Source organism: Halomonas sp. HP20-15 (genome assembly GCF_033446685.1).
Taxonomy (GTDB): Bacteria; Pseudomonadota; Gammaproteobacteria; order Pseudomonadales; family Halomonadaceae; genus Modicisalibacter.
The window spans coordinates 41,756-64,890 of record NZ_JAWQLY010000004.1; the positions used below are offsets into that span (position 1 = coordinate 41,756).

The following is a 23,135-nucleotide window of genomic DNA, read 5'->3' on the forward strand; positions in this document are numbered from 1 at the left end:
CGGCGATCAGGCTAGGGAGGGGACGCCGGCAGCGGTCTCGTGCGGCTCGGACACCAGCCCCAGGGCGTCGTCGAACACGCCAAGCCCGGCACCTTCGCGATGCGCATTCTCGGACAGGTGACGGCGAAAGCGCCGCCCGCCCGGGCAGCCCTGGAATAGCCCCAGTAGATGCCGGGTGATGTGGTTGAGCTTGGCGCCTTCCTCGAGCCGCTGGGCGATATAGGGGCGCAGCGCCCGAGCGGCACCGTGGCGCGACGCTGCCGGGCCGGGTTGGCCGTAGAGCGCCTCGTCGACGCCCGCCAGCAGCCAGGGATTCTGGTACGCTTCGCGACCCACCATCACGCTATCGACGGCATCCAGATGCTCGCGGCACTCGGCCAGCGTCTTGATGCCGCCGTTGATGCCGATGTGCAGGTCGGGGTATTGCGCCTTCAAACGCTGAACGCGCGGATAGTTGAGCGGCGGCACGTCGCGGTTCTGCTTGGGCGACAGGCCCTGCAGCCAGGCCTTGCGGGCGTGCACGATGAACGTTTCGCAGCCGGCGTCGGCGACCCGTTGGATGAAGCGCGCCAGATCGGCGTCCTCGTCCTGATCGTCGATGCCGATACGGCACTTGACCGTGACCGGGATCGCTACCGCCTCGCGCATCGCGCGCACCGCGTCGGCGACGGTCTGCGGGTGCGCCATCAGGCAGGCGCCGATCAGGTTGTTCTGCACCCGGTCGCTGGGGCAGCCGACGTTCAGGTTGATCTCGTCATAGCCCCATTCCTCGGCGATCGCCGCGCACTCGGCCAGCTCCCCGGCATCGCTGCCGCCGAGCTGCAGGGCCAGCGGATGCTCCAGCGCGTCGTAACCGAGGAAGCGCTCGCGCGGCGTGCCATGCAGGATCGCCCCGGTGGTCACCATCTCGGTGTACAGCAAGGCATGTCGCGTCAGCGTGCGAGCGAAGGCGCGGAAGTCGCGCGTCGTCCAGTCCATCATCGGCGCGACGGAGAATGTTCTATCCAACGCAGGCCGCGTGATGCCAGTGTTCATGCGGGTTGAGGCGGTTGCCATATCAGCCATAACTGTTCGTGTTCACAGTTGTTGGATGGGCTTGCCCGGACGAGTCATCACACTTGGAGCTGACCGGTGGTGACGATACCAAGCGTCCGAGAAAGGGCGGCATTTTCTCATACCTTGTACGGATCCGCATTGCTCGTCAGGGCCAATCGATGGAAGGAACATGCCCCTGGGCGATGCCATCGAGCACTTTCCGTATGAATTTGCATGGGATACTAGACGCCAAGCGAGCCATCATCGAGCGATCCCAGCGATACCGATCGCCTGGATAATAGTCACCTGTCCTTTTTTCAATCGGGCGAGAAGGTATGAGTGGTTAACCCGACATTGTGAAACATTGCAAAAATCACCTTGAAAACACGGTTGGCTGGTTTCAAACGACACAAAAGCAAGTTAATAATGCCGTGCCGATAAGGCGATAACACCACCGTTGAGGTTCCATATTATGCTTTCTCGTTTCAAGATTGGTACGCGGCTCGGCGTCGCCTTTGGACTTGTGTTGGTTTTGCTGCTAGGTACGCTTGCCGCCGGTGTTTTGGGGCTAAACTCGATAAAGAAAACCGCTAACCATGCTCTAAACAATGATATTGCTTTGGGTAACAATTCCGCTAAGGTTCAGCAACTCGCCCTTGAAGAACGTCGGTATGAAAAGGATACCTTTATCAATATCGATAATGCGGAAAAAACGGCTTCTTATTTTGACAAGTGGGAGAAGTCCCAGAAAGCGCTTTCGATGACGCTTGTCGAAGGAAATAAGCTGGCAAAGCAAGAGGAAATAAAGACGCTTTATTCCGAAGCCGGAAAAGCGTTGGAAGATTACGCGAAAGGGTTTCGTGCCGTATATAAGGAGATCGCAAGCGAGGAGATACAGGATACGGTACAGGCTAATGCGGTGTTCAGTCAGTACAAGGACGATATTTATCGTCTCGAGGACCTGGCAGCAAAGATCGATAAGGCAGTGGCGGAGCGAGTGGCGCTAGCGGGCAGCAGTATCGATCAGCAGTACCAGGCCGCCTTCTGGTCACTGTTGGGGTTCGCCGTCGTTGCTCTTCTGTTGGCCGTATTGCTGGCTTACGTTATTACCCGGAGTATTTCCCGGCCATTGTACCGTGCCGTGAATGTCGCGCAGCGCGTAGCTCAAGGTGACTTGACGTCTCGAATCGATACGAACGGAAAGGACGAGATATCACTGCTGTTCGTTGCGCTGTATGAAATGCAGGAAAACCTGAACGGATTGGTTCGGGAGCTACGTCGCAGCAGTGACGGTGTGTTCAACGGCTCCAATGAAATAGCGCTGGGAAGCCAGGACTTGGCGGCACGTACCGAATCTCAGGCTGCATCGCTGCAGGAGACGGCATCGAGCATGGAGGAGATGGCTTCTACCGTGCGCCAAAATACGGACTCGGCTCAGGAGGCGGACCGACTGTCGGCGAATGCTGCGGATGCGGCAGAAGTCGGAGGTAGTGAGGTAAAACGTACCACGCAGCTGATGGAAACCATCGCCGAAAGCTCACGGCAGGTCACTGAGGTGGTATCGATCATCGATTCCATTGCTTTCCAGACAAATATCCTGGCGCTAAATGCTTCAGTCGAAGCAGCGCGTGCCGGTGAGCAAGGCCGAGGCTTTGCCGTCGTTGCGCAGGAGGTGCGCTCGCTGGCCAGCCGCAGTGCCGAATCTGCGAAAGCGATTCGGGATATGGTCGAATCCACGATGCAAGAGATTGTCAAAGGCGTTGCACAGGCGAAGCGGAGTGGTGAAACGATCGAATCTTCGGTCATGGCCATTCGTCAGGTATCCAACTTGATGAAGGAGATCTCAACCGCCACGCGCGAGCAGAATAGTGGTATAGAGCAGATCAATGTGGCGCTGACTCAGTTGGATTCGGCAACCCAGCAAAATGCTTCCTTGGTGGAAGAAACCAGTCAGGCTGCGGCTTCGCTGAAAGGGCAGGCTGAAACCATGGCCGATATGATCGCTAAGTTCCGGACGAACGATCAGGGCGAATCCCAGAAGGCGGTTGCAGCATCGATCGTGCCGGTACGGGCTGAGGCATCGTCTCTACCTGCCCCGAGAAAGGCCGATAAAGTGGCCGAAGTAGAGGAGTGGGCGACCTTCTGACCGACTCGCGCTTGATTCAATGTGGCCGGTTCGAGGGCTGTATCCTGAGTTGCTGTACACGTCGTTCAAGGCCCCACGCAGTGGGGCCTTTTCATTGCACTGCACTTTTACGAATTCGCTTTAGGCTCACTCGCCAATGCCGGTCAGCCAGCGCCTACATCACGTGTCCGCGATTTCCTACATAACTTTCTAATCTAGGTTAAATACTACCCGGGCCAGGGCACGTATGCTGCATATGTAGACATGGAATGTCGCAATGGAACCCGGGCAGGGACGCCCGATGAACCAAGGATGCATGAGCGGGATGGCTCATGAGTGGGCAGCAGGAAGCATAGCGCCACGCAAAGCCCGGCCTTCACAGGCCGGGCTTTATTAGTTCTGTCTGATGCCATGCAAATCTTCTCGGGCTCGCGGCCCCGCATTCATCAGGTGGCTATCCCTGCATTGCTTTGCTATGCCGATATAAAGGCGGCGGCGGTGTGTAAGCTTTAGCTTACGACTCTTTCGTGACCCTTTTCCATCTTCTCGAATCGCACTCAGACGATATACTCGCCACTGAGCATGACGGCTCCAGGGAGGGGGCGACAGGGAAGTTAAAGCGCTATCAGCGTTATTAAGGAATCATCGGCAGGAGGCTGATGGGAAGTACAGGGATGTGCCGTATCAGAAGCCTGACCGTTATGGCCAGGCTTCTTGCGTTCCGGCTGGTACTCGAGTTAATGGTTGTCATTTCTATCGACTGGGTCGGGCGCTTGAAACGGGGTTTCGCTGCGTCCATGAACCGCTTGCGCCTCCTTTAAACAGTGGATTGAGCTTGTCGGTGATCTTGAAAGGATCGAATGATACAACCCTGGCCAGGCCGTCGAGATCCAATATCTGCACGTTCCGGCGGGTCTTTCGCAGTAACCCTTCGCGCTCCAGTTCGGTCAGCGTGCGGCTTATATGTACCGTGGTCATACCCAACAGCCGGCTCATGTCGCGCTGGCTCAGTGGCAATGTAAAGTCATGGGTGAAGGTGGCGTCGATGCGTTTGAGCCGATAATAGAGTTCGAGCATGAAGTGGGCAATGCGCGAGCGTGCGTCGTGACGCAGTATATTGACCAGCCTTTCGGTAATGATGGCCTGCTGGCGTGCCGCCGAGGCATGAATTGCCAATGTCAGGGTCGGCGACGATTCGAAGATGTTGAGCAAGCGTTCGGCGGGGAAAGGGCAGACGACGCCGTCGGTGAGCATGACCAACGATGTGGCATAGGCCGGGAAAGTAAGTTCGCGAATGCCCAGCAGATCACCGGGCAGGAATACATCGAGGATTTGTTCGTTGCCGCTGCCCGCGCTATGGAGGCTATAGGCCCATCCGCTACGTAGCGTATAGAGCGTAGCTGGCACATCATCGCTCTGCCAAAGCACTTCGTCCTTGGTGGCCGTTCGCGGGTTTTGCTCGAGCTCCTCGAGCAGCCGATGATCATCGGCTGTCAGCGGCATGTAGTGGGAAAGATTGTCTGAAACACAGACTTTTGAGTGGGGCATGTTTGGGTTCCTTTTTCTGTACCCTCGTGGCATCACCTCCATTTAACGAGGGTACCCGATCATTCATGTATGGCCATCATAGCCGGCAACTCGAACGCGGCCCGATGTTTCATGCCTGAGTACGATGCGCCTCTCCAAAATATAAACGCCCCAGCAAAGTGAGGCGCTATGACGGTGAGAAAGCTCTCTCTGGTTGATAATCTGCAGATTGCCGCTATGCATGTTTACTTCTTGGCGCTGCCCGATTGATCGACTTCCTTGAAGCTGACCTTGCCTTGTCCGTCGATCTGGCAGGTCACGTTATGCACGGTATTGCCGTGTCCAGTGAAGTTGATATGTAGTTCGAAGGGCTCTCCAGGCTTATAGCTCTTGGCATTGCTTTCGCTCTTTACCGGATTACCGGTGAGCTTCTTTCCGTCACGGTGTTGCACCGTCTTTTTCTGACATTGCTCCATCAGTTGCTGAGCCTTTTCCGTCGACACTTCCGCCCAGGCATTGATGGTCGTTAATGCTGACAGGGCCAAGGTCAGTAGGCTGACGCCAATGGCTAGTTTAGGTGACCGCATAGACACCTCCTTGTTGAATGCTCTTACAGTGTAGAAAAGCGCTGACAAGGCACCAACCTCGCATCTGAGCGCATTTTACGTTGGTTCCGGAGGTTTCTTAGGCGTTATTGTCTGGAGTCGACCAGATATGTAACCATGTACACATAAATTTACAATTTGATGGCCTGGGTTAAATCATAAATCGCTTAAGTTTGTGAAACTGTCTACCCAGGCCGGCGGTCTACCCCAGCGTAGCATTCGCGCGGGATATGGCCTGTCGGGTTGTTTCAGACTTCCCTGCTTTTTAACCCTGCCGAGAGGCGGGGTATTTTTTGTCACGCTTCATGATCGGCTCGGTCGGGGCCGCTTCATTACGACATGATCAGGCGTGCTGGCGGCGGGCGGCAGGCGTTTCCAGCGGGGCGCGAAATGACACGGTTTCGTAGCGTGCGCAGCGCAGGCACTTCACACAGCCAAGGGCCCCCAATAGGCGCTGGTAACTGAAGGTAGTCCATGTGGCTGGGTCGTGTGCAGCGATCTCGACGTTGCCACAATCGCACATGAGGATATCGTTGCCCTGAGCATCGATTTCCCGGGTGATATGTTTCATGGCCACTCTCCTTGATGACTCCTGACCTTTGATGTTAGGTCCTTGTCGTCCAGCGTCTTCGCGAAACCATTTGGCGTGTTGCCTGAACCGAACCGAATGACGGCTGGTTTGTGGCAGCCGTTCGGGCTACTGAAGGCAACGAAAAGACAGCTTACGTGGCAGGCCGAGGCCTGACTGTGAGAGATAGCCGTTACATGCTGTAAGCGATCTCTTACAAGCAACACCGGAACGAGCCACTAACTTGAGTTATGTAACTGCATGGTTATGAAACTTTAATGGATCGTTTAACCTGGGTTATCTAAGTCCTGGGAAATATTTGAGAAGGTAGGCGCATCGGGCAGGGAAGAGCCCGTCTAGGGATGAATGGAGTCAGGACGACTCGGCAGCCAAGGAAGCGCGGGCAGGACGCTCGCGGAAGCCGCAAGGAAACGCAGCACTACTGAAAGCCCGGCCTGTAAAGGCCGGGCTTTTTGCGTTATCCGTTTTACCAGGCGAGCAGCCTGGGTATGGCCGATCAACGTGCCTTGACCCGGAGAATCTCGTCCCAGCGAGTGGTACAGCGTGAGGAGAGATGGGCACAGCGTAGATGCCAAGTGGCGTCATCACGGGGCATGCCCAGACGTACGGTGCCCCGTCCCATGCAGCGGTTGAGCGTATCCAGCGTATCCATCAGCCGCTCGCTGCGCTCGCGTTCGGCGGCTTGCTGGGGAGCGTCGAACAGCGCCAGTTGCTGGCGCTCGGCGTCGACCAGATCGAGCAGCATGACCCCTGCCTTCATGAACCAGTGGCGGGGACGATAGATGCGCGCCAGGGCTTGCCCGGCGGCGGCGGCGATCAACCGGCTGTCGGCGGTCGGGTGGCCGAGCTCGACGATGGCGCTTGGGTTGTACTGGACATGATCGGTACGGTGCCGGTTGGTCCTGAGGAAGACCAGCACTGCCCGCGCCAGGCCGCGTTGTCGGCGCAGCTTCTCGGCGCCGCGTTGGGCATGCTGGCGCACGGCTTCGCGCAAGTCGTCGAACTCGCCGGTCAATCGGCCGAAGCTGCGCGAGGTCATGATGCGCTGCTTGGCATCGTTGCCGTCGTGCATTTCCAGGCAGGGTATGCCGCGCAATTCGAGCAACGTGCGTTCGAGATTGACCGAGAAGCGTCGGCGTATGCGCTTGGGATCGGCACTGCGCAACTCCCAGACGCTATGGATATCCATCAGGTGCAGACGTTCCACCAATCGCCGACCGATGCCCCACAGCTGATCGATGGTGGTGCTCTGCATGAGCACGCGGGTGGCGTCGTCATTGGCGCGCAGAATGCAGACGCCATGATAGGCGGGCATTTTCTTGGCGATGTGATTGGCGAGCTTGGCCAGGGTGCGGGTAGGCGCCACGCCGACGCAGACCGGCAGCCCGGTGAGACGTCTTAGCTGCTGTCGCAGTTGACGGCAATGGGTTTCCAACTCGTCATCCGCTACGCTGTCGAAGCGCGCGAAGACCTCATCGATGGAATAGGGCTCGACCGACGGCGAGAACGTCTCGATCACCGTGCGCATGCGTGCCGACATATCGCCGTAGAGCTCGTAGTTGGAGGAGACCAGCTCAATGCCTTGCCGGCGCTGCAGGGGCTGAAGCTGATAGGCCGGGGCGCCGAGGGCGACGCCCAGCGCCTTGAGTTCCGAGGAACGGGCGATGACGCAACCGTCGTTATTGGACAGCACGCCGACCGGAACGCCTTCCAGGTGCGGCTTAAAAACGCGCTCGCAGCTGACATAGAAATTATTGGCGTCGATCAGGCCGATCATACGAGGTACTCATGGATGACCGCACGCACCACGCCCCATATCTGACAGTCGCGGTCACTGAGCGGAATCGGTGCGTAGCGAGGGTTGCCCGAACACAGTAGCGGTCGTCCATGGTGTTGCTCGTAGCGTTTGACGACCACCTCGCCATCGACCAGCGCGACGAGGATGTGCCCGGGTTGTGGCTCCAGCGCCCGGTCGACGACCAGGGTGTCGCCATCGCTTATCTGGTAATCAACCATGCTGTCGCCCTCGACCTGCATGAAGAACGTGGCCGCGGGATGTTTGACCAGGCGTTCGTTGAGATCGAGTGCGCGCTGCTCGTAGTCCTCGGCTGGCGAGGGGAAGCCGGAAAAGCCGGCGCGTGGACGCACCAGCGGATAGGGCAACGCCTGCGCGGGTGGCGCCAGGGCGGCCCGGCGGATGATGAAGTCGACCATGAGCGAAGACTGCCTCTTTGACTGTCTATGCATACAGTATCCGATAGACGCCCATGCCGAGCAAATCAACGCAACCTGCGCCCAATCTCGTCATCCGTGGCCGGCGAACGGTCGACTGACCCCGCAATTGAAATTCCCTCAGGGATTCTTGCTACCCGAGTACACCTCTAGAGTCGCCGATTATTTAACTTATATTTATTGAAAGGCACGCAATCTGCGCAGATTAGCTGCTCTTTATTGTGCGATTTTGGAAGGCTTGAAAGCTATCAAATCTTGGCTACTCTGGAATTGTCTGATCGATGCAGTTGACTGGTTGCATAAGGTTGATTGTCTAGCAGCCGCTGTATTGATCTTGTTAAGGAAGACGATCAAGAGATTGGTAATGGCTGATAAGCGTAAGGATGACGATAAAGGCATGAGCGTTAACGAGGCAGGCAAGAAAGGCGGAAACACCACCTCGGAAACTCATGATAAAGACTTCTACGAAGACATTGGACACAAGGGTGGCGAAGCCACTTCACAGAGCCATGGAAAAGAATTCTATGAGGATATTGGCCACAAGGGTGGCCAGAACAGCGGCGGAAACTTCAAGAACGATCCCGAGAGGGCATCCGAAGCTGGTCAGAAAGGTGGTCAGCAGAGTGGTGGAAACTTCGCCAACGATCGTGAGAAGGCTTCCGAAGCCGGCAAGAAAGGTGGCGAGCACAACCGTAGCGGAGGCCGCTAAGCCAAGCGGGTGGCTCATAGCCAAAAATTGACTCGCTATTTAACGTCTTGATATTTACTGTATTGATAAAAGTTAAATAGTGGAAAGAGCAGGGCGAGGGTGGTCTCTCGTCCTGCTTGGTCATAAGGTTTGGTTCGTTCTGTTCCTCCGCCTCGCTTGTGGGAATACGGGTTGATTTCTACCTTTATGGAGCAGTAGCAGCCAAACACGTCTCTACAAGGATAGGAGGCAATCATGACTAGAGGACTCGGAGGTCAATCTCCCGCCAATATTACTCATCATCTAAAGGGTGTCGATTTTCCTGCTAGCCGGGAAGATCTCGAAAAACAGGCCAAGGACAACGGTGCCGGGGATGATGTAATGGAAATCATACGTCAGATGCCCGATCAGGAATATGGCAGCATGGCCGACGTCACCAAGGGTGTCGGCGAAGTCGAATGAATGTCCTTTATTCAAGACCCGTTTTAGCCAACGACTTGCCGGTCGTTGGCTTTTTTCTTGGCGGCCCATGGGCCCGATAAACGAGACGCTTCATGGACACCGCAAGGTCAGCCATCCACTTGCTAGCTGTCGTCGTCGGCTGGTGAATCATATTTTAGGCCGGCTTCTACCTTGGCCAGGAGCCTGAAGAGTTCGCGATATTCCGCCGGGCTCAGGTTCGCTATCAATTCGCTTTCCCAGGCCAGCGCTCGGGGTATCACCGAGGCCAGCAGATCGTTGCCCTCGGTGGTCAGGGTCAGCCATAGCGTGCGCTGATCGGTAGTGTCGCGCTGTCGCCGAACCAGTCGGCGTTCCACCAACTGGGCGACGGCACGCGAGACGCGGGCCTTGTCCATGTCGGTCAGTTGGCAGATGCGCTTGGCGGTCAGCGGCTGGGTCTGCTGTAGCCAGGCGAGCACCCGCCACTGGGCGATGGTCAGGTCGTATTGCTGGGCGTAGATCGTCGACAGCGCCTGGCTGATGCGCTCGGCCAGGTTGGATAGCCGGTAAGGCAGGAACGCCTGGAGAGCGAGCATGTGGGGCGGATGGTCGGGGATGGGCAAGGAGGTCTCCTGGCAGCGGGGCGCACGAGTGTAGCGGCGCCATGCCAATGGCGCCTGCCGCGAAAGAACGTGTAGTGAAAACGTTACGCAATTCTACCGCTGAAGCAATCGGGATGCCGTCCAGATGCTTGTGGCGGCGTTGGGCTTCGACATAAGGTTTCAAATGAAACTTTATGGCGAATCATCGACCAGGTTGCAAGAAATCTGTCGCGAGACGCGCCCGCATCGTTGGTGACAGCTGAGCCAATAACGCTACAATCGCCGGCTTGTGCAACGATGCGCTGCGATCCATCGGCACAACAACAAAACTTTTAAGGTGTTCCATGACGACGAGAGAGAAACCCCACAATCTTTGGATAAGCCGTTGGGGCTTCGTCCTTGCGGCGACCGGTTCGGCCGTGGGGCTGGGCAATATCTGGAAATTCCCCTACATGACCGGCGAATACGGTGGCGGTGCCTTCGTGCTGGTCTACCTGTTATGCATTCTGGCGATCGGCATTCCGATCATGATGCTCGAGATCGGCTTTGGCCGCCGTGGTCGCGGCAGTCCGATCGACGCCATCCGGCGGGTGGCTCGCGAGTCCGGGCATGGTCGCGGTTGGGCATTGCTCGGCTGGATGGCGATGCTGTGCGGCTTCATGATCCTGTCGTTCTACGTGGTGGTCGCCGGCTGGTCGGTGTCATACCTGTGGAAGGCGATCACCGGCGGGCTGAACGCCGACAGCGTCGACGGCATGGCGGCGATCTTCGGCGCCAATAACGCCAACCCGCTGAACCTGGGCTTCTGGAGCACGCTGGTAACCGTGGTCACCATGCTGATCGTCGGCAAGGGCGTACAGGAAGGCATCGAGAAGAGTGTGCGCTGGATGATGCCGGGCATGGTGATCATGCTGGCGATCATGATCGTCTATGCGATGTTCTCCGGCGGTTTCGGCCAGGCGGTGAACTTCCTGTTCGCCTTCGAGATCGGCAAGCTATCCAGCGCCGGCCTGCTGGCGGCGATGGGTCACGCCTTCTTCACGTTGTCGCTGGCCTCGGGGGCGATCCTTACCTACGGCTCCTATCTGCCCGATGGCAAGTCGATCGCGCGTACCACCTTCATCGTGGCGATCTGCGACACGCTGGTGGCGCTGATGGCGGGGCTGGCGATCTTTCCGGTGATCTTCGCCAACGGCCTCGACCCGGCGAGCGGCCCGGGGCTGATCTTCATGAGCCTGCCGCTGGCTTTCCAGCAGATGCCGTTGGGTACGCTGCTCGAGATCATCTTCTTCGTCATGCTGACCATGGCCGCGCTGACCTCGGCGATTTCGATGATCGAGGCCACCGTTGCCTGGCTCAACGAAAGCAAGGGCGTGCCGCGGGGCAAGGCGGCCTGGGGCACCGGTATCGTACTGTGGCTGGTCAGCACCCTGGCGATGCTATCGTTCAACGTCGGCGCCGAGTGGACGCTAGGCGGCAAGAATTTCTTCGATTGGCTGGATTATCTGACTTCGCGCTGGATGATGCCGCTGGGCGGACTGGGCATGGCGCTGCTGGCCGGGTTCTTTCTGCGTAACGAGATCTTCCGCTCCGAGATGGGGCTGGGTCGTGTCCCGTACGCGCTATGGCTGTTCATGATCCGCTACGTCAGCCCGCTGGGCATCGTGCTGATCTTCATCGACGCATTGGGCCTGATGGCGCTCGATATGGGGCGCCAGTGGCCCTGGTTGCTGGCCGTGCTGGTGGCAATCACGCTGATCGGTGAGTTGTTAAGCCCTCGGCTGAAGCGGCAGTTGGCCGGCTAGCCTCCCGCTGGTACTGTGCTCTACGCCCCGGCCTTGGCCGGGGCGTTTGCGTTGTGGACCTTGGGTTATAAGCTGGCAACCAGACGTTACTGGCATAGTCGCTGCGGGATGATTATTTTTGCGTCTAACCAGAAGAACCCTTCTTATATTTTGTTATAAGAGCTAGCCGATGCCCGATACCCCTTCCACGCAGTCTCGTGCCGCTTCGTCGGCGTTGCACGACTTTCCGCGTGGCCAGGTCTGCCTGATCGGAGCCGGGCCGGGCGATCCCGAACTACTGACGCTCAAGGCCCTGAAGCGCCTGCAGGTCGCCGAGGTGATCCTTCACGATCGGCTGGTCAGCAGCGAGATTCTGGCGCTGGCCAACCCGACGGCGCAGCAGCTCTACGTGGGCAAGGCCCGCTCGTGGCATAGTTTGCCGCAGGAGGATATCAACCAGGCGCTGGTCGACTGGGCGCGTCAGGGCAAGCGAGTGGTACGTCTCAAGGGCGGCGACCCTTTCATCTTCGGCCGTGGCGGTGAAGAGCTCGAGACGTTGGCTGACGCAGGCATCGCATTCGAAGTGATACCCGGAATCACCGCCGCCTCTGGATGCGGGGCCTATGCCGGCATTCCGCTGACCCACCGCGACCACGCTCAGTCGGTGCGCTTCGTCACCGGTCATCTCAAGAACGGCAGCAGCGACCTGGACTGGCCGACGCTGGCCCGGCCGCAGCAGACGCTGGTGTTCTACATGGGACTGGGCAGCCTCGAGGTGATCCGCCGCGAACTGCGCGCCCACGGCCTGCCTGGCGAGACGCCGCTGGCGCTGATCGAACAGGGCACAACCGCCCGCCAGCGCCTGCACGTCGGCACGCTGGCGACGCTTCCCGTCAGTCTCACGCAGGGGCCGGTTCGCCCGCCGACGCTGATCATCGTCGGCAGCGTGGTGTCGCTGGCCGAGCGGCTCGCCTGGTTCGATGGCGCCCGTTCGGCGAGCCAGGGTTGGGAGCATGGCAAGCACCCCACACCGCAGAGCGATGCCAACACGGCCTAGCAGCTTGTCGGCGGTGAACCGGTGTCCGGTAGCGGTTGACGCTCGTCGGGGCGCTCTCGAAAATGACTCCTATCCCCGACGCCATGGACGAGGCCGTCATGACTATCGAGCAGCTCGACATACGCGATCATCTGGCGCAGTTCGCACCCTTCGACACGCTTCCCGACGCGCTGCTGGACCGCGTCGCCGAGCAGGTTGAGATCCGCTACTTCCAGGCCGGCACCGACCTGCTGGTCAAGGACCAGCCGATCCACGAATTGTGGTATCTGCGCAGCGGTGCGGTGGAGATGTACAAGCGTAGCGGCAGCCTGTTCAACCGACTCAGTGAGGGGGATATCTTCGGCTACTCGGATCTGCTGAGAAACAATCGGGTGCGTTTCCCGGTGCGTGCGCTCGAGGATTCGCTGGTCTACTTCATTCCCGAGGCGCTGTTCCAGCAGCTCTGCGACGAGAACGACGAATTCTCGGATTTCGTCGATACCGGCGGTCAGCGGCTCAAGGCCACGGTGGAGGAGCAGCATCGCGACAGCAACATGCTGACCACGCGGGTGCGCAAGCTGATCCACCGCCAGGCCGTGCTGGTCGAGGCCGACACGCCGCTGCAGCAGGCCGCCCAGCAAATGCGCAAGGAAAACGCCACCTGCGTGCTGGTGCTGGATGCGCCCGATGGCGACTGGGAGCATTCCTTCAGCGGGCGCGATAATCAGGCCTGGCGGCTGGCGGGCATTCTGACCGATCGCGACTTCTGTACCCGGGTGCTGGCCGATGGCATCTCGCCGCAGGCGCCGGTCAGCGAGGTGATGTCGCAGGACCCGATCACCATCCAGTCGGGTGAATCGGTGTACGAGGCGATGCTGTGCATGCTGCGCAACAACGTCCAGCATCTGCCGGTGCTGCATCGTCGCCATCCGGTCGGGGTGCTGAACCTTTCTGACATCGTGCGCTACGAAACCCATAGCAGCCTCTACCTGGTCAACAATATCTTTCACCAGACCGACGCGCACCAGCTCGCCACGCTGAGTGGCGAGGTGCGTACCGCTTTTGCCCGATTGGTCAAGGACGGCGCCAACTCGGAAATGGTCGGGCAGGCATTGGCGACCATCGGACGCAGTTTCGCGCGCCGCCTGCTGGAGCTTGGCGAGGCCGAGCTGGGGCCGCCCCCGGTGCCTTACTGCTTCATGGTGCTGGGTTCCATGGCCCGCGACGAGCCGACCATCACCGCCGATCAGGACAACGCGCTGATCCTCGACGACAGCTTCGACCCCGCGCACCACGACGAGTATTTCAAGGCCCTGGCGGCGTTCGTCAGCGATGGCCTGGCGGCCTGCAATTACCCTTACTGCAAGGGCGACATCATGGCCACCAACGAGCGCTGGCGTCAGCCGCTCAGGGTCTGGAAGCGCTATTTCAACGAGTGGATGGACGAGCCCAGCCCCGAGCGGCTGTTGCACAGCTCGATCTTCTTCGACCTGGCCAGCGTGTATGGCGAGGCGGCCTACGTCGAACAGTTGCAGGATCTGATCGCCGAACGCGCCCCGCAGCGCCCGGTCTTCCTCGCGGCGATGGCGCGCAATGCCCTGGGGCGCACGCCGCCGCTGGGCTTCTTCCGCACCTTCGTGATGGAGCGGGACGGCAAGCACCGCCAGTCGATCAACCTCAAGCGGCGTGGTACGGCGCCACTGGTCGACCTGGTGAGAATCCATGCGCTGGCCTGTGGCTCGAAAGCACAGAATACCTTCGCCCGGCTGGACGACATCGCGAGCACCCGACTGCTGCCCGAAGGCGTCAATGAACGGCTGCGCTATGCCTTCGAATTGCTGTCGATGGTGCGCATCCGCCATCAGGCCTACGATATCGAGCATGACGAGGACACCACCGACAACAGCGTCGAACCCGAGAGGCTATCGGGGCGTGAGCGGCGACACCTTAAGGATGCCTTCGAAGTGTTGAGCCACGCCCAGAAGTTTCTCGGCTTCCGCTACCCGATGCCTTCGAAGGGCCGCTGATGGTGATGCGCTTATTCTCCCGGCTGAGCAAGCAGGTGCCCGATTGGCCGGCCTATCTGGCCTCGCGTGCAACCCGGGCCCGCGATCCGCGTCTCGAGCGCTACTATGCTGCCGGTACCCCGGGACCCGAAACGCCGGTCGGCGACGTGCCGCTGGTGGCGCTGGATCTTGAAACCACCGGACTGGATGCCAGCCGCCACAGCATCGTCAGCATCGGCGTGCTGCCGTTCACGCTGGAGCGCATTCGCCTTGGCGAGGCACGCTACTGGGTGGTGGCGCCACGTCGATCGCTGAGCAACGAGTCGGTGACGTTTCACCACATTACCCATGCGGAAGTGGCCGACGCGCCGGACCTGGAAGATATTCTCGATGACCTGCTGGAGTGCCTGGCCGGACGGCTGGCGGTGGTTCACTATCGGCCCATCGAGCGTGAGTTTCTCGATGCGGCGATGCACGATCGGGTCGACGAGCACCTGCTGTTTCCGATGATCGATACCATGTCGTTGGAGGCGGTGCGTCACCGTCGGCGGCGCTGGTTGTGGCTGCAGCGCTTGGTTGGACGACCGCCGGCATCGGTTCGGCTGCACGAGAGCCGTCAACGCTACAACCTGCCGGCCTATACCGGTCATCATGCCTTAAGCGACGCGCTGGCCACCGCCGAGCTATTCCAGGCGCAGATCGCCCGCCACTATTCCTGGCAGACCCCGGTCGGCACATTCTGGCGTTGAGGAGGTTCATCGACGCAAAAAAGAGCGGCCCGCGAGCCGCTCTTTTTTTCGTAGGCAGTGAGCAATGCGCCTAGGCGCGTGGCTCGCTCATCAGCCCCTTGACGATGGCGTAGCACGCCGCCAGCAACACGAGCGTGAAGGGCAGGCCGGTCGAGATCACCGCCGCCTGAAGCGCCGTCAGCCCCCCGCCGAGTAGCAGCGCGACGGCGATGGCGCCCTCGATCAACGCCCAGAACACGCGCTGGGGCTTGGGCGCGTCGACCTTGCCGCCGGCGGTGATGGAATCGATCACCAGCGAGCCGGAATCCGACGAGGTAATGAAGAACACCATCACCAGCACGATACCGATGAAGGAGGTGACGCTGGTCCACGGCAGTTGGCCGAGCATCACGAACAGTTGCAGTTCGAGCGCGGCGTCCTTGACGCCTTCGAAGCCATTGGCCACCAACTGATGGATGGCGGTGCCGCCGAAGGCGGTCATCCACAGTACCGAGACCAGCGAGGGCACCAGCAGCACGGCGATCAGAAACTCGCGCACGCTGCGCCCGCGGCTGACCCGGGCGATGAACATGCCGACGAACGGCGACCAGCTGATCCACCAGGCCCAGTAGAAGGCGGTCCAGCCCTGGCTGAAGTTGATATCCTCACGTCCGAACGGGTTGGACAGCGCGGGCAGATGGGCCACATAGCTCGCCAGATTTTCGAAAAAGCCCGTGACAATCATCAGCGTGGGCCCGACGGCGATCACGAAGGCCAGTAGCAGGAAGGCCAGGACCATGTTGACCTGGGATAGCCGCTGCACACCCTTGTCGACACCGGCGAGTACCGACATCAGCGCGACGGCAGTGATGCCCATGATCAGAATCACCATGGTGACGTTGTTGTTGGGCGTGTCGAACAGATAGCTCAGCCCCGCGGAGGCCTGCGAAGCACCCAGGCCGAGTGACGTCGCCAGGCCGAACAGGGTGGCGAACACCGCCAGGATGTCGATCACGTGGCCCGGCCAACCCCAGATCCGCTCGCCGAGGATCGGGTAGAAGATCGAGCGCATGGTCAGCGGCAGACCCTTGTTGTACGAGAACAACGCCAGGGCCAGGGCGACCACGGCGTAGATCGCCCAGGGGTGCAGCCCCCAGTGGAAGATCGTCGCGGCCATGCCCAGTGAGATGGCACCTTGTTGATCGCCCGCGGCAGCGCCCAGCGGGGCCCAGTCGGTGCGCATACCGCCTTCCGCGCTGGTGCCCGCCATCGAGGTGCCGAAGTGGGTTATCGGCTCGGAAACGCCGTAGAACATCAACCCTATGCCCATGCCCGCGGCGAACAGCATGGCGAACCAGCCGGCGTAGCTGAAGTCCGGCTTGGCCTCCATGCCGCCGATGCGCACCTTGCCCAGCGGGGTGAATATCAGCACGACCGTGAGCACGACGAAAATATTGGCGGCGAACAGGAACAGCCAGGTCAGGTTGCCGGTCAGCCAGCTCTTGGCGCCGTTAAAGATTGGGCCCATCTGATCTGGCAGGGCCAGGGTGATGAACACAAAGAACAGGATCAGCAGGGATGAGATCGAGAAGACCTTGCCGTGCAGGTCGACGTCCACGCCAAACCTGCGGGTGGTGATGTTGTCCTGACCGATCACGTAATCGGTATCGATGAGGTCCGAGCGACCGGTCGGCGCGGGAATGCCTTCCTGGCTCTCCTGCGGTGACGACTCGGTCTGCCTGTTGGGCTTTTCATCCATGGAGCATCTCCGTTCGTTGCGAAGTTTGAAGCGTATCTGGCGGCTTTGCCGGCCAGGCCGAGATTGCGCGACCAACTGACAAAGCATCAATGGCGTCGTGTGTCATGTCACGCGACGCTGCAAAATGAGAGCGCAATTGGTGCCTTTATCCTGACGCAAAGTGGCGACAGTTGCCACCGGAGCGGGGCCTGGTTTTGTCGCCGTCCGGCGTTCGTTTGTTCATGCGCCCAGCATGCCACCGGCGGGGGGTGTCGGCCAAACGGCCCCGGGCGAAGGTCGGGCTATAAGCCGGCCGGGGTAATGGACTAGTATCCAATCGATCGTTTGAATCCTTGTGCTGCCGCGTGTATTCAGGCAAACCGTACCTTTCCGCCAACCGTTTCAGGAGTGTTTCATGGCCAGTTATCAGGCGCCGTTGCGCGACATGCGCTTCGTGCTCAACGAGGTTTTTCAGGCCGGTGAGGAGTGGGCCGCGATGCCGGGAACCACCGAGGTCACCCCCGACCTTGCCGAGGCCATCCTGGAGGAGGGCGCGCGCGTCACACGGGCCGAGTTGTTTCCGCTCAACCAGAGCGGCGACGCCGAAGGCTGTCGCTTCGAGGCGGGCCGGGTCACCACGCCGCGAGGCTTCAAGGAGGCCCAGCGGACGCTGGCCGAGGGGGGCTGGTTCGGCCTGGGGGGCAACCCCGACTATGCCGGCCAGGGTCTGCCCAAGCTGCTCACCGTCGCCTTCGAGGAGATGCTCTACGCCAGCAATGCCAGTTTTGCGCTGTACCCGGCATTGAATACCGGGGCGGCTCTGTTGCTCGACCATCACGCCTCGGCGCCGATCAAGCAGCGCTACCTGCCGAAGATGTACGCCGGCGAGTGGCTGGGCAGCATGTGCCTGACCGAGCCGCATTGCGGCACCGACCTGGGATTGATCAAGACCCGGGCCGTGCCCAACGCGGACGACGATACCTATGCCATCAGCGGCAGCAAGATATGGATCACTGGTGGCGAGCATGACATGGTCGACAACATCGTCCATCTGGTGCTGGCCAAGTTGCCCGATGCCCCCGAGGGCACGAGGGGTATCTCGTTGTTCCTGGTGCCCAAGCGCAAGGTCGCCGAGGACGGCTCGCTGGGCGAGGCCAATGGGGTCAGCTGCGGCGGGCTGGAACACAAGATGGGCATCAAGGGCAGCGCGACCTGCGTGATGCACTTCGAGGGAGCCGAAGGCGTGCTGATCGGCGAGCCGCATCAGGGGGTGGCGACGATGTTCACGATGATGAACTACGAGCGACTGTCGATCGGTATCCAGGGGCTGGGGCTGGGCGAAGTGGCCTACCAGAGCGCCATGGACTTCGCCCGCGAGCGCCGGCAGAGCCGCGCTCCGGGCGGTGCCCAGCACCCCGATCAGCCCGCGGATCCGATCCTGGTGCACCCCGACGTGCGGCGCATGGCGCTGAACGTGCGTGCCTGGAACGAGGGCGGGCGTGCCTTTGCCGCCTTCGTTGCGCAGCAGCTCGATCGTGCCAAGTTCCATTCCGAGGAGGCTGTACGTGACGAGGCCGAGGCGCTGGTTGCACTGCTCACCCCCGTGGCCAAGGCGTTCTTGACCGATCGTGGCTTCGAGGCGACGGTCGAGGCCCAGCAGATCTACGGCGGCAGTGGCTATTGCGTGGAGTGGGGGGCCGAGCAGTACGTGCGCGACGCGCGCATCGCGATGATCTACGAAGGCACCAACGGCGTTCAGGCCATGGATCTGATGGGTCGCAAGCTCGCCCGCAATCGTGGCCGCTATCTCGTACAGTTCATCGCGGCCATGCGCGATGATCTCGGCGAGCGTGCCGAGCCCGAACTGCACGACTCGCATACGCGCATCTCGCTGGCCCTGGTGCTGCTCGAGAACGTCACGGCCGACGTGCTGGGGCGGGGCGAGAAGCACCCCGAGGAACTCGGTGCCGCGGCGGCCGATTACCTCAACCTGCTGGGCCATGTCGCCTACGCCTGGATGTGGTGGAAGATGATGCGTGCCGCACAGCGCGGACTACAAGAAGGCGGCGGCGCCGGTGAGCGCTTCTACCGTGCCAAGCTGGCGGTCGGCCGCCATTACTTGACTCGCATGTTGCCGCGCATCGAGGCCTTGGAGAGACAGATCGAGGCGGGCGCCGAGCCGTTGATGAATCTGGCCGAAGAGGACTTCTATCCGCAGGGTTGAATGGCCGCTGAGGGAGTCCCATCATGCGTTAAGACTTCAATAGCAGAGCGTGATATAACCAGCCGAGGCCACCGTACCCACGGTGGCCGATTCGATTTAATCGGGCGGTGGCGAAGGCGGGCGAGCGCGGAATGAAGGTATGGGGGCGGCGGTTCGCGGCGCGTGGCTGGCGTGTGGTGGTGGGAGACGCCAATTCACCACTGCAGCGCATGCACTTGGCATTTCTTTTCTTCGCTGCCTGGGTCGGCGCTTTTTCGGGGGCATTCAACGTGGTGTTGTCGTTGAGCCCGCCGCTCTATGGTCTGGCTCTCGAGGGTTTTGCCTCGATCGTGCTGTGGATGTGGTATCGCTCGCGCTGGCGCGCCGATGCCGAGCGTATGGCCTGGTGGTTCTGCCTGATGATCATCTTCGTGATGATGCCGATCAACTGGCTGTTCAACCAGGGCATGTCGGGGCCGACACTGATGTTCTTCCTGATGGCGGCGGCCTACTCGCTGGGAGTGATTCCCGCCCATGGCTGGCGGCGCTGGTTGGTCCTGGCCGGGTTTCTGATCATGCCGGCGCTGATGATCCTGCTCGAAAGCCGCCACCCGCGCTGGGTTGAGGCCTATCCCAGCGTCGCCCAGCGGGCCACCGACCTGATCGTCAGCTATTACCTCAACGTGGCTATCCTGCTGATCATGGTCAGCGGGCACATTCGTCGCGTGAAGAGCGAGCAGCGCCTCAGTCGCGACTATGCGGCGCGCTTGCGCGAACAGGCGCGGCGCGACAGCTTGACCGGCCTGCTCAATCACGCTGCCTTTCATGCCACGGCCGAAGCACGACTGGCGCTGGCGGGCGATCGGTCGCCGGGCTGGGCGCTGGTGATCTACGACCTCGATCACTTCAAGCAGGTCAATGACAAGTATGGCCATCCATACGGCGACAAGGTGTTGCTGCACTTCGCCGCGCTGCTCAGCGAAGTCGCCCAGCTATATGATGCGATCGTCGGGCGTTGTGGTGGCGAGGAGTTCTGTGTCCTGATGCCGCGCGCCTCGCAGGCATTGATCGAGACCTTCGATGGTCGTCTTCGCGAACGGTGCTGTTCACAGCCGCTGGCCCAGGGAGAGATTCATTTCAGTGGCGGTGGCGCGCTGGCCCCCGAGGAGGGCTCGGTGACGCTGTGGTTCGAGCGGGCCGACCGAGCGCTGTATGCCGCCAAGCATGCCGGGCGTGACCGGTTGATCGTCAGTGACGACCGGCTCACCCTATCTCGCTAGCTCAACCGATATGACTGTGAGCTGAAGACGATTGCTGACCGTGCAAGTTAGCGGGCCCGCTCGACACGGGGCCCGTGTCGCTCACGGGTCCACGTTGCGAAAGCGGGCATTGACGAAGCAGTAAACGGCATACGCGACCAGGCCCAGTGCGACCGTGCCCAGTAGCCAGGGACCGAACGGCTGGCGAGCCAGCACGTTGAGCGCGCCGCCCAGCCCCTGGGCCTCGCTCGGGTCGGTGCGTACCGCGGCGACACACAGAAAGCCGCCGATGATCATGAAGACCACGCCTCGTGCGCTCAGTCCCCAGCGGGTCGCGGCCTCGGCGAGCCGGCGCTGGGTGGCGCTCATCTCGACCATACGCCAGTTCTCGAGATAGGAGCGCATGATGGCCCGCCACATCTGGCGCAGGCCGACACAGGCAAAGCCGACCCCGACCGCAAAGACCAGATAGACCCCGCCGGGGTGGCTCATCAACTCCGCCGTTCGATCGGTTGGAGAGGTATTGCCGGTGGCGGCGTTGCGTAGCAGATTGAAACTGTAAAGCGCCAGACTGATGTAAATGCCGCTGCTGATCAGAAAACCCAGGCGCGCACCAAGGGCGCGCATGCCAAGACCCAGGTTCTCGGTGTCGATCAAGGCCTGCAGCAGACGCCACACGGCATAGGCGAGCAGGCCCAGGCTCAGCAACGCCAGCATGAGACCGCCGAACGGCTGGCTGGCCAGGTGGGTTATTGCCTCCTTGGTGCCGACATTGTTGCCCCCCAGCCCGGTGGCGGCGAGGGACGCCAGGACGCCGATGATCAAAAAGACCACGCCTTTGGCGACATAGCCGCAGCGCGCGATGACGCGAACGGTGCGTCTCACTAGGGGGGAGCGCGACTTAAGGGTGCGAACCGTGTTGAAAAGGGTCGCCAGCATCGTCAAGAGCGGCCCTAACTGTCGGCCAGGAGGGGATTGTAGGCTCATGCCTCGTCCGCAGATTGGACGGACTCTGCTGCCATACGCTTGTGAATGGCCAATGGTTGCAGCAGCGCGAGAACGCTGAGGTAGTCGACCAGGCTGTCGTTGACCAGCACGAAGAAGTGCGACTTGGGATCGGTTTCGACCTGGATCAGGTAGCGCACGCCCTCAAATGCATGTCGAAAAGCATCGCTCAGTATGGCGCCTTCCACCGGCGCATAGATGGTATAGACGCCCTTAACGGTTTCATAGGCCGTATAGCCCGCTTCTCTGAGAAAGCGCTCCAGTGTCTCCGGCGCGCTAGCGCGGTCTCCATGAAGCAGCTCGACCAACATATTGCTTTGTTTGACCAGCCGGCCATCGGTATGCCGGTAAACGCCGCACCCTGGCACATCGTCTCTGAACATGAATCACCACCTCCTGAATAACCGGCATTGGCGCCTTGCTTCGCCAGTGTACGTTGACCTCAACCGGCCCACAAACGTCGATTTATCCGTTAAACACCCTTTTGTCGCCATTAAGAGACACTGTAGAGCGCTGATTAGACTAAAGTTAACGTCGCGTTCATGGTGAGCGTCAGATATTAGCAACGTTTAATGAAAGTTTAGCGTCCAGAGCGAGAATGGACAGCTCATAAACGCAAGAGAATTTTGTTTAAGTGCATGTATTTAAAGGTTAATAAATATTATTGGCACGTTTTTCGCAATATTATGGGTGAGTGAGCAACATTGTGAGAGGCGCGATGCGAGTTCGACAACGTAGCAAGCCTCGATCTTGGTGACTCACTCGATGCGATGTGTGACTTAGGTTGCGATGAGACGGCACCGCCTTCGGGCAAGGAAGGGTGTCTAGGGAAAGGATTCCCCGGCAAGGATGCCACCTATCCTGCATGCTGCATGATCGATATGGCATGCAATCGGGGTGGACTGCCTACGGCAACACGATGAGGCACGTCCACTCCGGGCCTTCGGGCCAACGACTTCCCGCCTAGGGGTGTCTCATGTCCGTTAGTTCCTGCATACCTGGACCGCCGACTGCTCGGCGGTCTTTTTTTGTGCTTTGCCTTGCCGCAGGGTGACGGCGACAGGCCCGCCTGCCTATAAAACCTGATAAACCGACATGGCCATTTCAGCCATAGACCCTCTCGGGCTCATCGAGCCAGTTGCCGCAGCGCGCTTGTACGCTGGCCCAATCGTGGCTGATCTGACATACGAAGAGTGAATCGTGGGCACCGATGTGGGGATGCAGCCGCTCGATGATGGCGGTAGCCGTGGCATCCGTCTCTATGAGTACGCTGCAGTCGACCGCCGTAGCGTTGGGAAAGGATTCGAGAAGGTTATGGAATTCATCGTAGGCGATGGGTAGGTGCAATTCGTAGGTTATTAAAAAAACTGCCATAACAGCCCTGCGTGGTGGGTGAATTTATATGGCAAGCGTTAACTTAATTAACCATTGTTTAATAATCAATAGCTTGGAACAAATCGAAGAAGCATGAGACAACGCGCTTTGCGCGGCACCCGGGCAGCAATTCGTCAGGTTGATGACTTGCACGTCCA

At 60.1% G+C, this 23,135-nt stretch carries 20 protein-coding genes; 9 read left to right on the forward strand and 11 right to left on the reverse strand.

Annotated features, from left to right (window positions below; genetic code table 11):
• Window positions 1-6: 6 nt before the first annotated feature.
• A complete protein-coding gene (gene dusA / locus R6258_RS06640) occupies window positions 7-1,065 on the reverse strand; it encodes a tRNA dihydrouridine(20/20a) synthase DusA (RefSeq protein ID WP_318448843.1) in 1,059 nt (352 codons plus the stop codon).
• A gap of 442 nt (window positions 1,066-1,507) precedes the next feature.
• Here dusA and R6258_RS06645 point away from each other — a divergent pair, with 442 nt between their 5' ends.
• Window positions 1,508-3,181, forward strand: a complete 1,674-nt coding sequence (locus R6258_RS06645) for a methyl-accepting chemotaxis protein (protein WP_318448845.1) — start codon at window positions 1,508-1,510, stop codon at window positions 3,179-3,181.
• 732 nt (window positions 3,182-3,913) lie between these two features.
• On the opposite strand, the gene R6258_RS06650 is transcribed toward R6258_RS06645, so the two are convergent.
• From R6258_RS06650 to R6258_RS06670, 5 genes are all read right to left on the reverse strand, one after another.
• Entirely contained in the window at window positions 3,914-4,708 is a 795-nt protein-coding gene (locus tag R6258_RS06650; RefSeq protein ID WP_318448847.1) for a Crp/Fnr family transcriptional regulator, read from the reverse strand.
• A 224-nt stretch (window positions 4,709-4,932) separates the two neighbouring features.
• A complete protein-coding gene (locus R6258_RS06655) occupies window positions 4,933-5,274 on the reverse strand; it encodes a hypothetical protein (protein WP_318448848.1) in 342 nt (113 codons plus the stop codon).
• Window positions 5,275-5,635: 361 nt separating this feature from the next.
• Complete coding sequence (locus R6258_RS06660) at window positions 5,636-5,863, reverse strand: hypothetical protein (RefSeq protein ID WP_318448850.1); 228 nt, start codon at window positions 5,861-5,863, stop codon at window positions 5,636-5,638.
• Window positions 5,864-6,377: 514 nt separating this feature from the next.
• Window positions 6,378-7,658, reverse strand: coding sequence for a Y-family DNA polymerase (locus R6258_RS06665; protein WP_318448852.1), 1,281 nt, complete (start codon window positions 7,656-7,658; stop codon window positions 6,378-6,380).
• Complete coding sequence (locus R6258_RS06670) at window positions 7,655-8,095, reverse strand: translesion error-prone DNA polymerase V autoproteolytic subunit (protein ID WP_318448854.1); 441 nt, start codon at window positions 8,093-8,095, stop codon at window positions 7,655-7,657. Before R6258_RS06670 ends, R6258_RS06665 begins: the two co-directional genes overlap by 4 nt.
• Window positions 8,096-8,477: 382 nt before the next feature.
• Here R6258_RS06670 and R6258_RS06675 point away from each other — a divergent pair, with 382 nt between their 5' ends.
• Together R6258_RS06675 and R6258_RS06680 are read left to right on the forward strand one after the other, a co-directional pair.
• Window positions 8,478-8,822: a general stress protein gene (locus tag R6258_RS06675; protein ID WP_318448856.1), complete on the forward strand. Its 345-nt coding sequence runs from the start codon at window positions 8,478-8,480 to the stop codon at window positions 8,820-8,822.
• A gap of 234 nt (window positions 8,823-9,056) precedes the next feature.
• Complete coding sequence (locus tag R6258_RS06680) at window positions 9,057-9,263, forward strand: DUF2795 domain-containing protein (RefSeq protein ID WP_318448859.1); 207 nt, start codon at window positions 9,057-9,059, stop codon at window positions 9,261-9,263.
• A 122-nt stretch (window positions 9,264-9,385) separates the two neighbouring features.
• Here R6258_RS06680 and R6258_RS06685 read toward each other — a convergent pair whose 3' ends face one another.
• Window positions 9,386-9,865, reverse strand: coding sequence for a MarR family winged helix-turn-helix transcriptional regulator (locus tag R6258_RS06685; protein WP_318448860.1), 480 nt, complete (start codon window positions 9,863-9,865; stop codon window positions 9,386-9,388).
• A 323-nt stretch (window positions 9,866-10,188) separates the two neighbouring features.
• Here R6258_RS06685 and R6258_RS06690 point away from each other — a divergent pair, with 323 nt between their 5' ends.
• The 4 genes from R6258_RS06690 (at window position 10,189) to R6258_RS06705 (ending at window position 15,419) form a co-directional block, all read left to right on the forward strand.
• Window positions 10,189-11,649: a sodium-dependent transporter gene (locus tag R6258_RS06690; protein WP_318448862.1), complete on the forward strand. Its 1,461-nt coding sequence runs from the start codon at window positions 10,189-10,191 to the stop codon at window positions 11,647-11,649.
• Window positions 11,650-11,818: 169 nt separating this feature from the next.
• On the forward strand, window positions 11,819-12,685 hold the full coding sequence (cobA, locus tag R6258_RS06695) for a uroporphyrinogen-III C-methyltransferase (protein WP_318448864.1): 867 nt from the start codon (window positions 11,819-11,821) through the stop codon (window positions 12,683-12,685).
• 98 nt (window positions 12,686-12,783) lie between these two features.
• Entirely contained in the window at window positions 12,784-14,691 is a 1,908-nt protein-coding gene (locus tag R6258_RS06700; protein WP_318448866.1) for a DUF294 nucleotidyltransferase-like domain-containing protein, read from the forward strand.
• Window positions 14,691-15,419 carry a 3'-5' exonuclease gene (locus R6258_RS06705; RefSeq protein ID WP_412176359.1) on the forward strand — a complete coding sequence of 243 codons (729 nt, stop codon included), beginning with the start codon at window positions 14,691-14,693 and terminating at the stop codon, window positions 15,417-15,419. The genes R6258_RS06700 and R6258_RS06705 overlap by 1 nt, the downstream gene beginning before the upstream one ends.
• Window positions 15,420-15,489: 70 nt before the next feature.
• Here the strand turns inward: R6258_RS06705 and R6258_RS06710 are convergent, their stop codons facing one another.
• Window positions 15,490-17,157, reverse strand: a complete 1,668-nt coding sequence (locus R6258_RS06710; protein ID WP_318448868.1) for a BCCT family transporter — start codon at window positions 17,155-17,157, stop codon at window positions 15,490-15,492.
• Window positions 17,158-17,551: 394 nt separating this feature from the next.
• Here R6258_RS06710 and R6258_RS06715 point away from each other — a divergent pair, with 394 nt between their 5' ends.
• On the forward strand, window positions 17,552-19,360 hold the full coding sequence (locus R6258_RS06715; protein ID WP_318448870.1) for an acyl-CoA dehydrogenase C-terminal domain-containing protein: 1,809 nt from the start codon (window positions 17,552-17,554) through the stop codon (window positions 19,358-19,360).
• A gap of 131 nt (window positions 19,361-19,491) precedes the next feature.
• Window positions 19,492-20,619 (forward strand): GGDEF domain-containing protein, encoded by a 1,128-nt coding sequence (locus R6258_RS06720; RefSeq protein WP_318448872.1) that lies wholly within the window; start codon window positions 19,492-19,494, stop codon window positions 20,617-20,619.
• Between the two features lie 81 nt (window positions 20,620-20,700).
• Here the strand turns inward: R6258_RS06720 and R6258_RS06725 are convergent, their stop codons facing one another.
• From R6258_RS06725 to R6258_RS06735, 3 genes are all read right to left on the reverse strand, one after another.
• Window positions 20,701-21,483, reverse strand: a complete 783-nt coding sequence (locus R6258_RS06725) for a DUF1206 domain-containing protein (RefSeq protein WP_318448874.1) — start codon at window positions 21,481-21,483, stop codon at window positions 20,701-20,703.
• A gap of 98 nt (window positions 21,484-21,581) precedes the next feature.
• Window positions 21,582-21,986 carry a hypothetical protein gene (locus R6258_RS06730; RefSeq protein WP_318448876.1) on the reverse strand — a complete coding sequence of 135 codons (405 nt, stop codon included), beginning with the start codon at window positions 21,984-21,986 and terminating at the stop codon, window positions 21,582-21,584.
• Between the two features lie 721 nt (window positions 21,987-22,707).
• The gene (locus R6258_RS06735; protein WP_318448878.1) at window positions 22,708-22,977 is read right to left on the reverse strand and encodes a hypothetical protein; all 270 of its coding nucleotides are present in this window, start codon (window positions 22,975-22,977) and stop codon (window positions 22,708-22,710) included.
• Window positions 22,978-23,135: the final 158 nt, after the last annotated feature.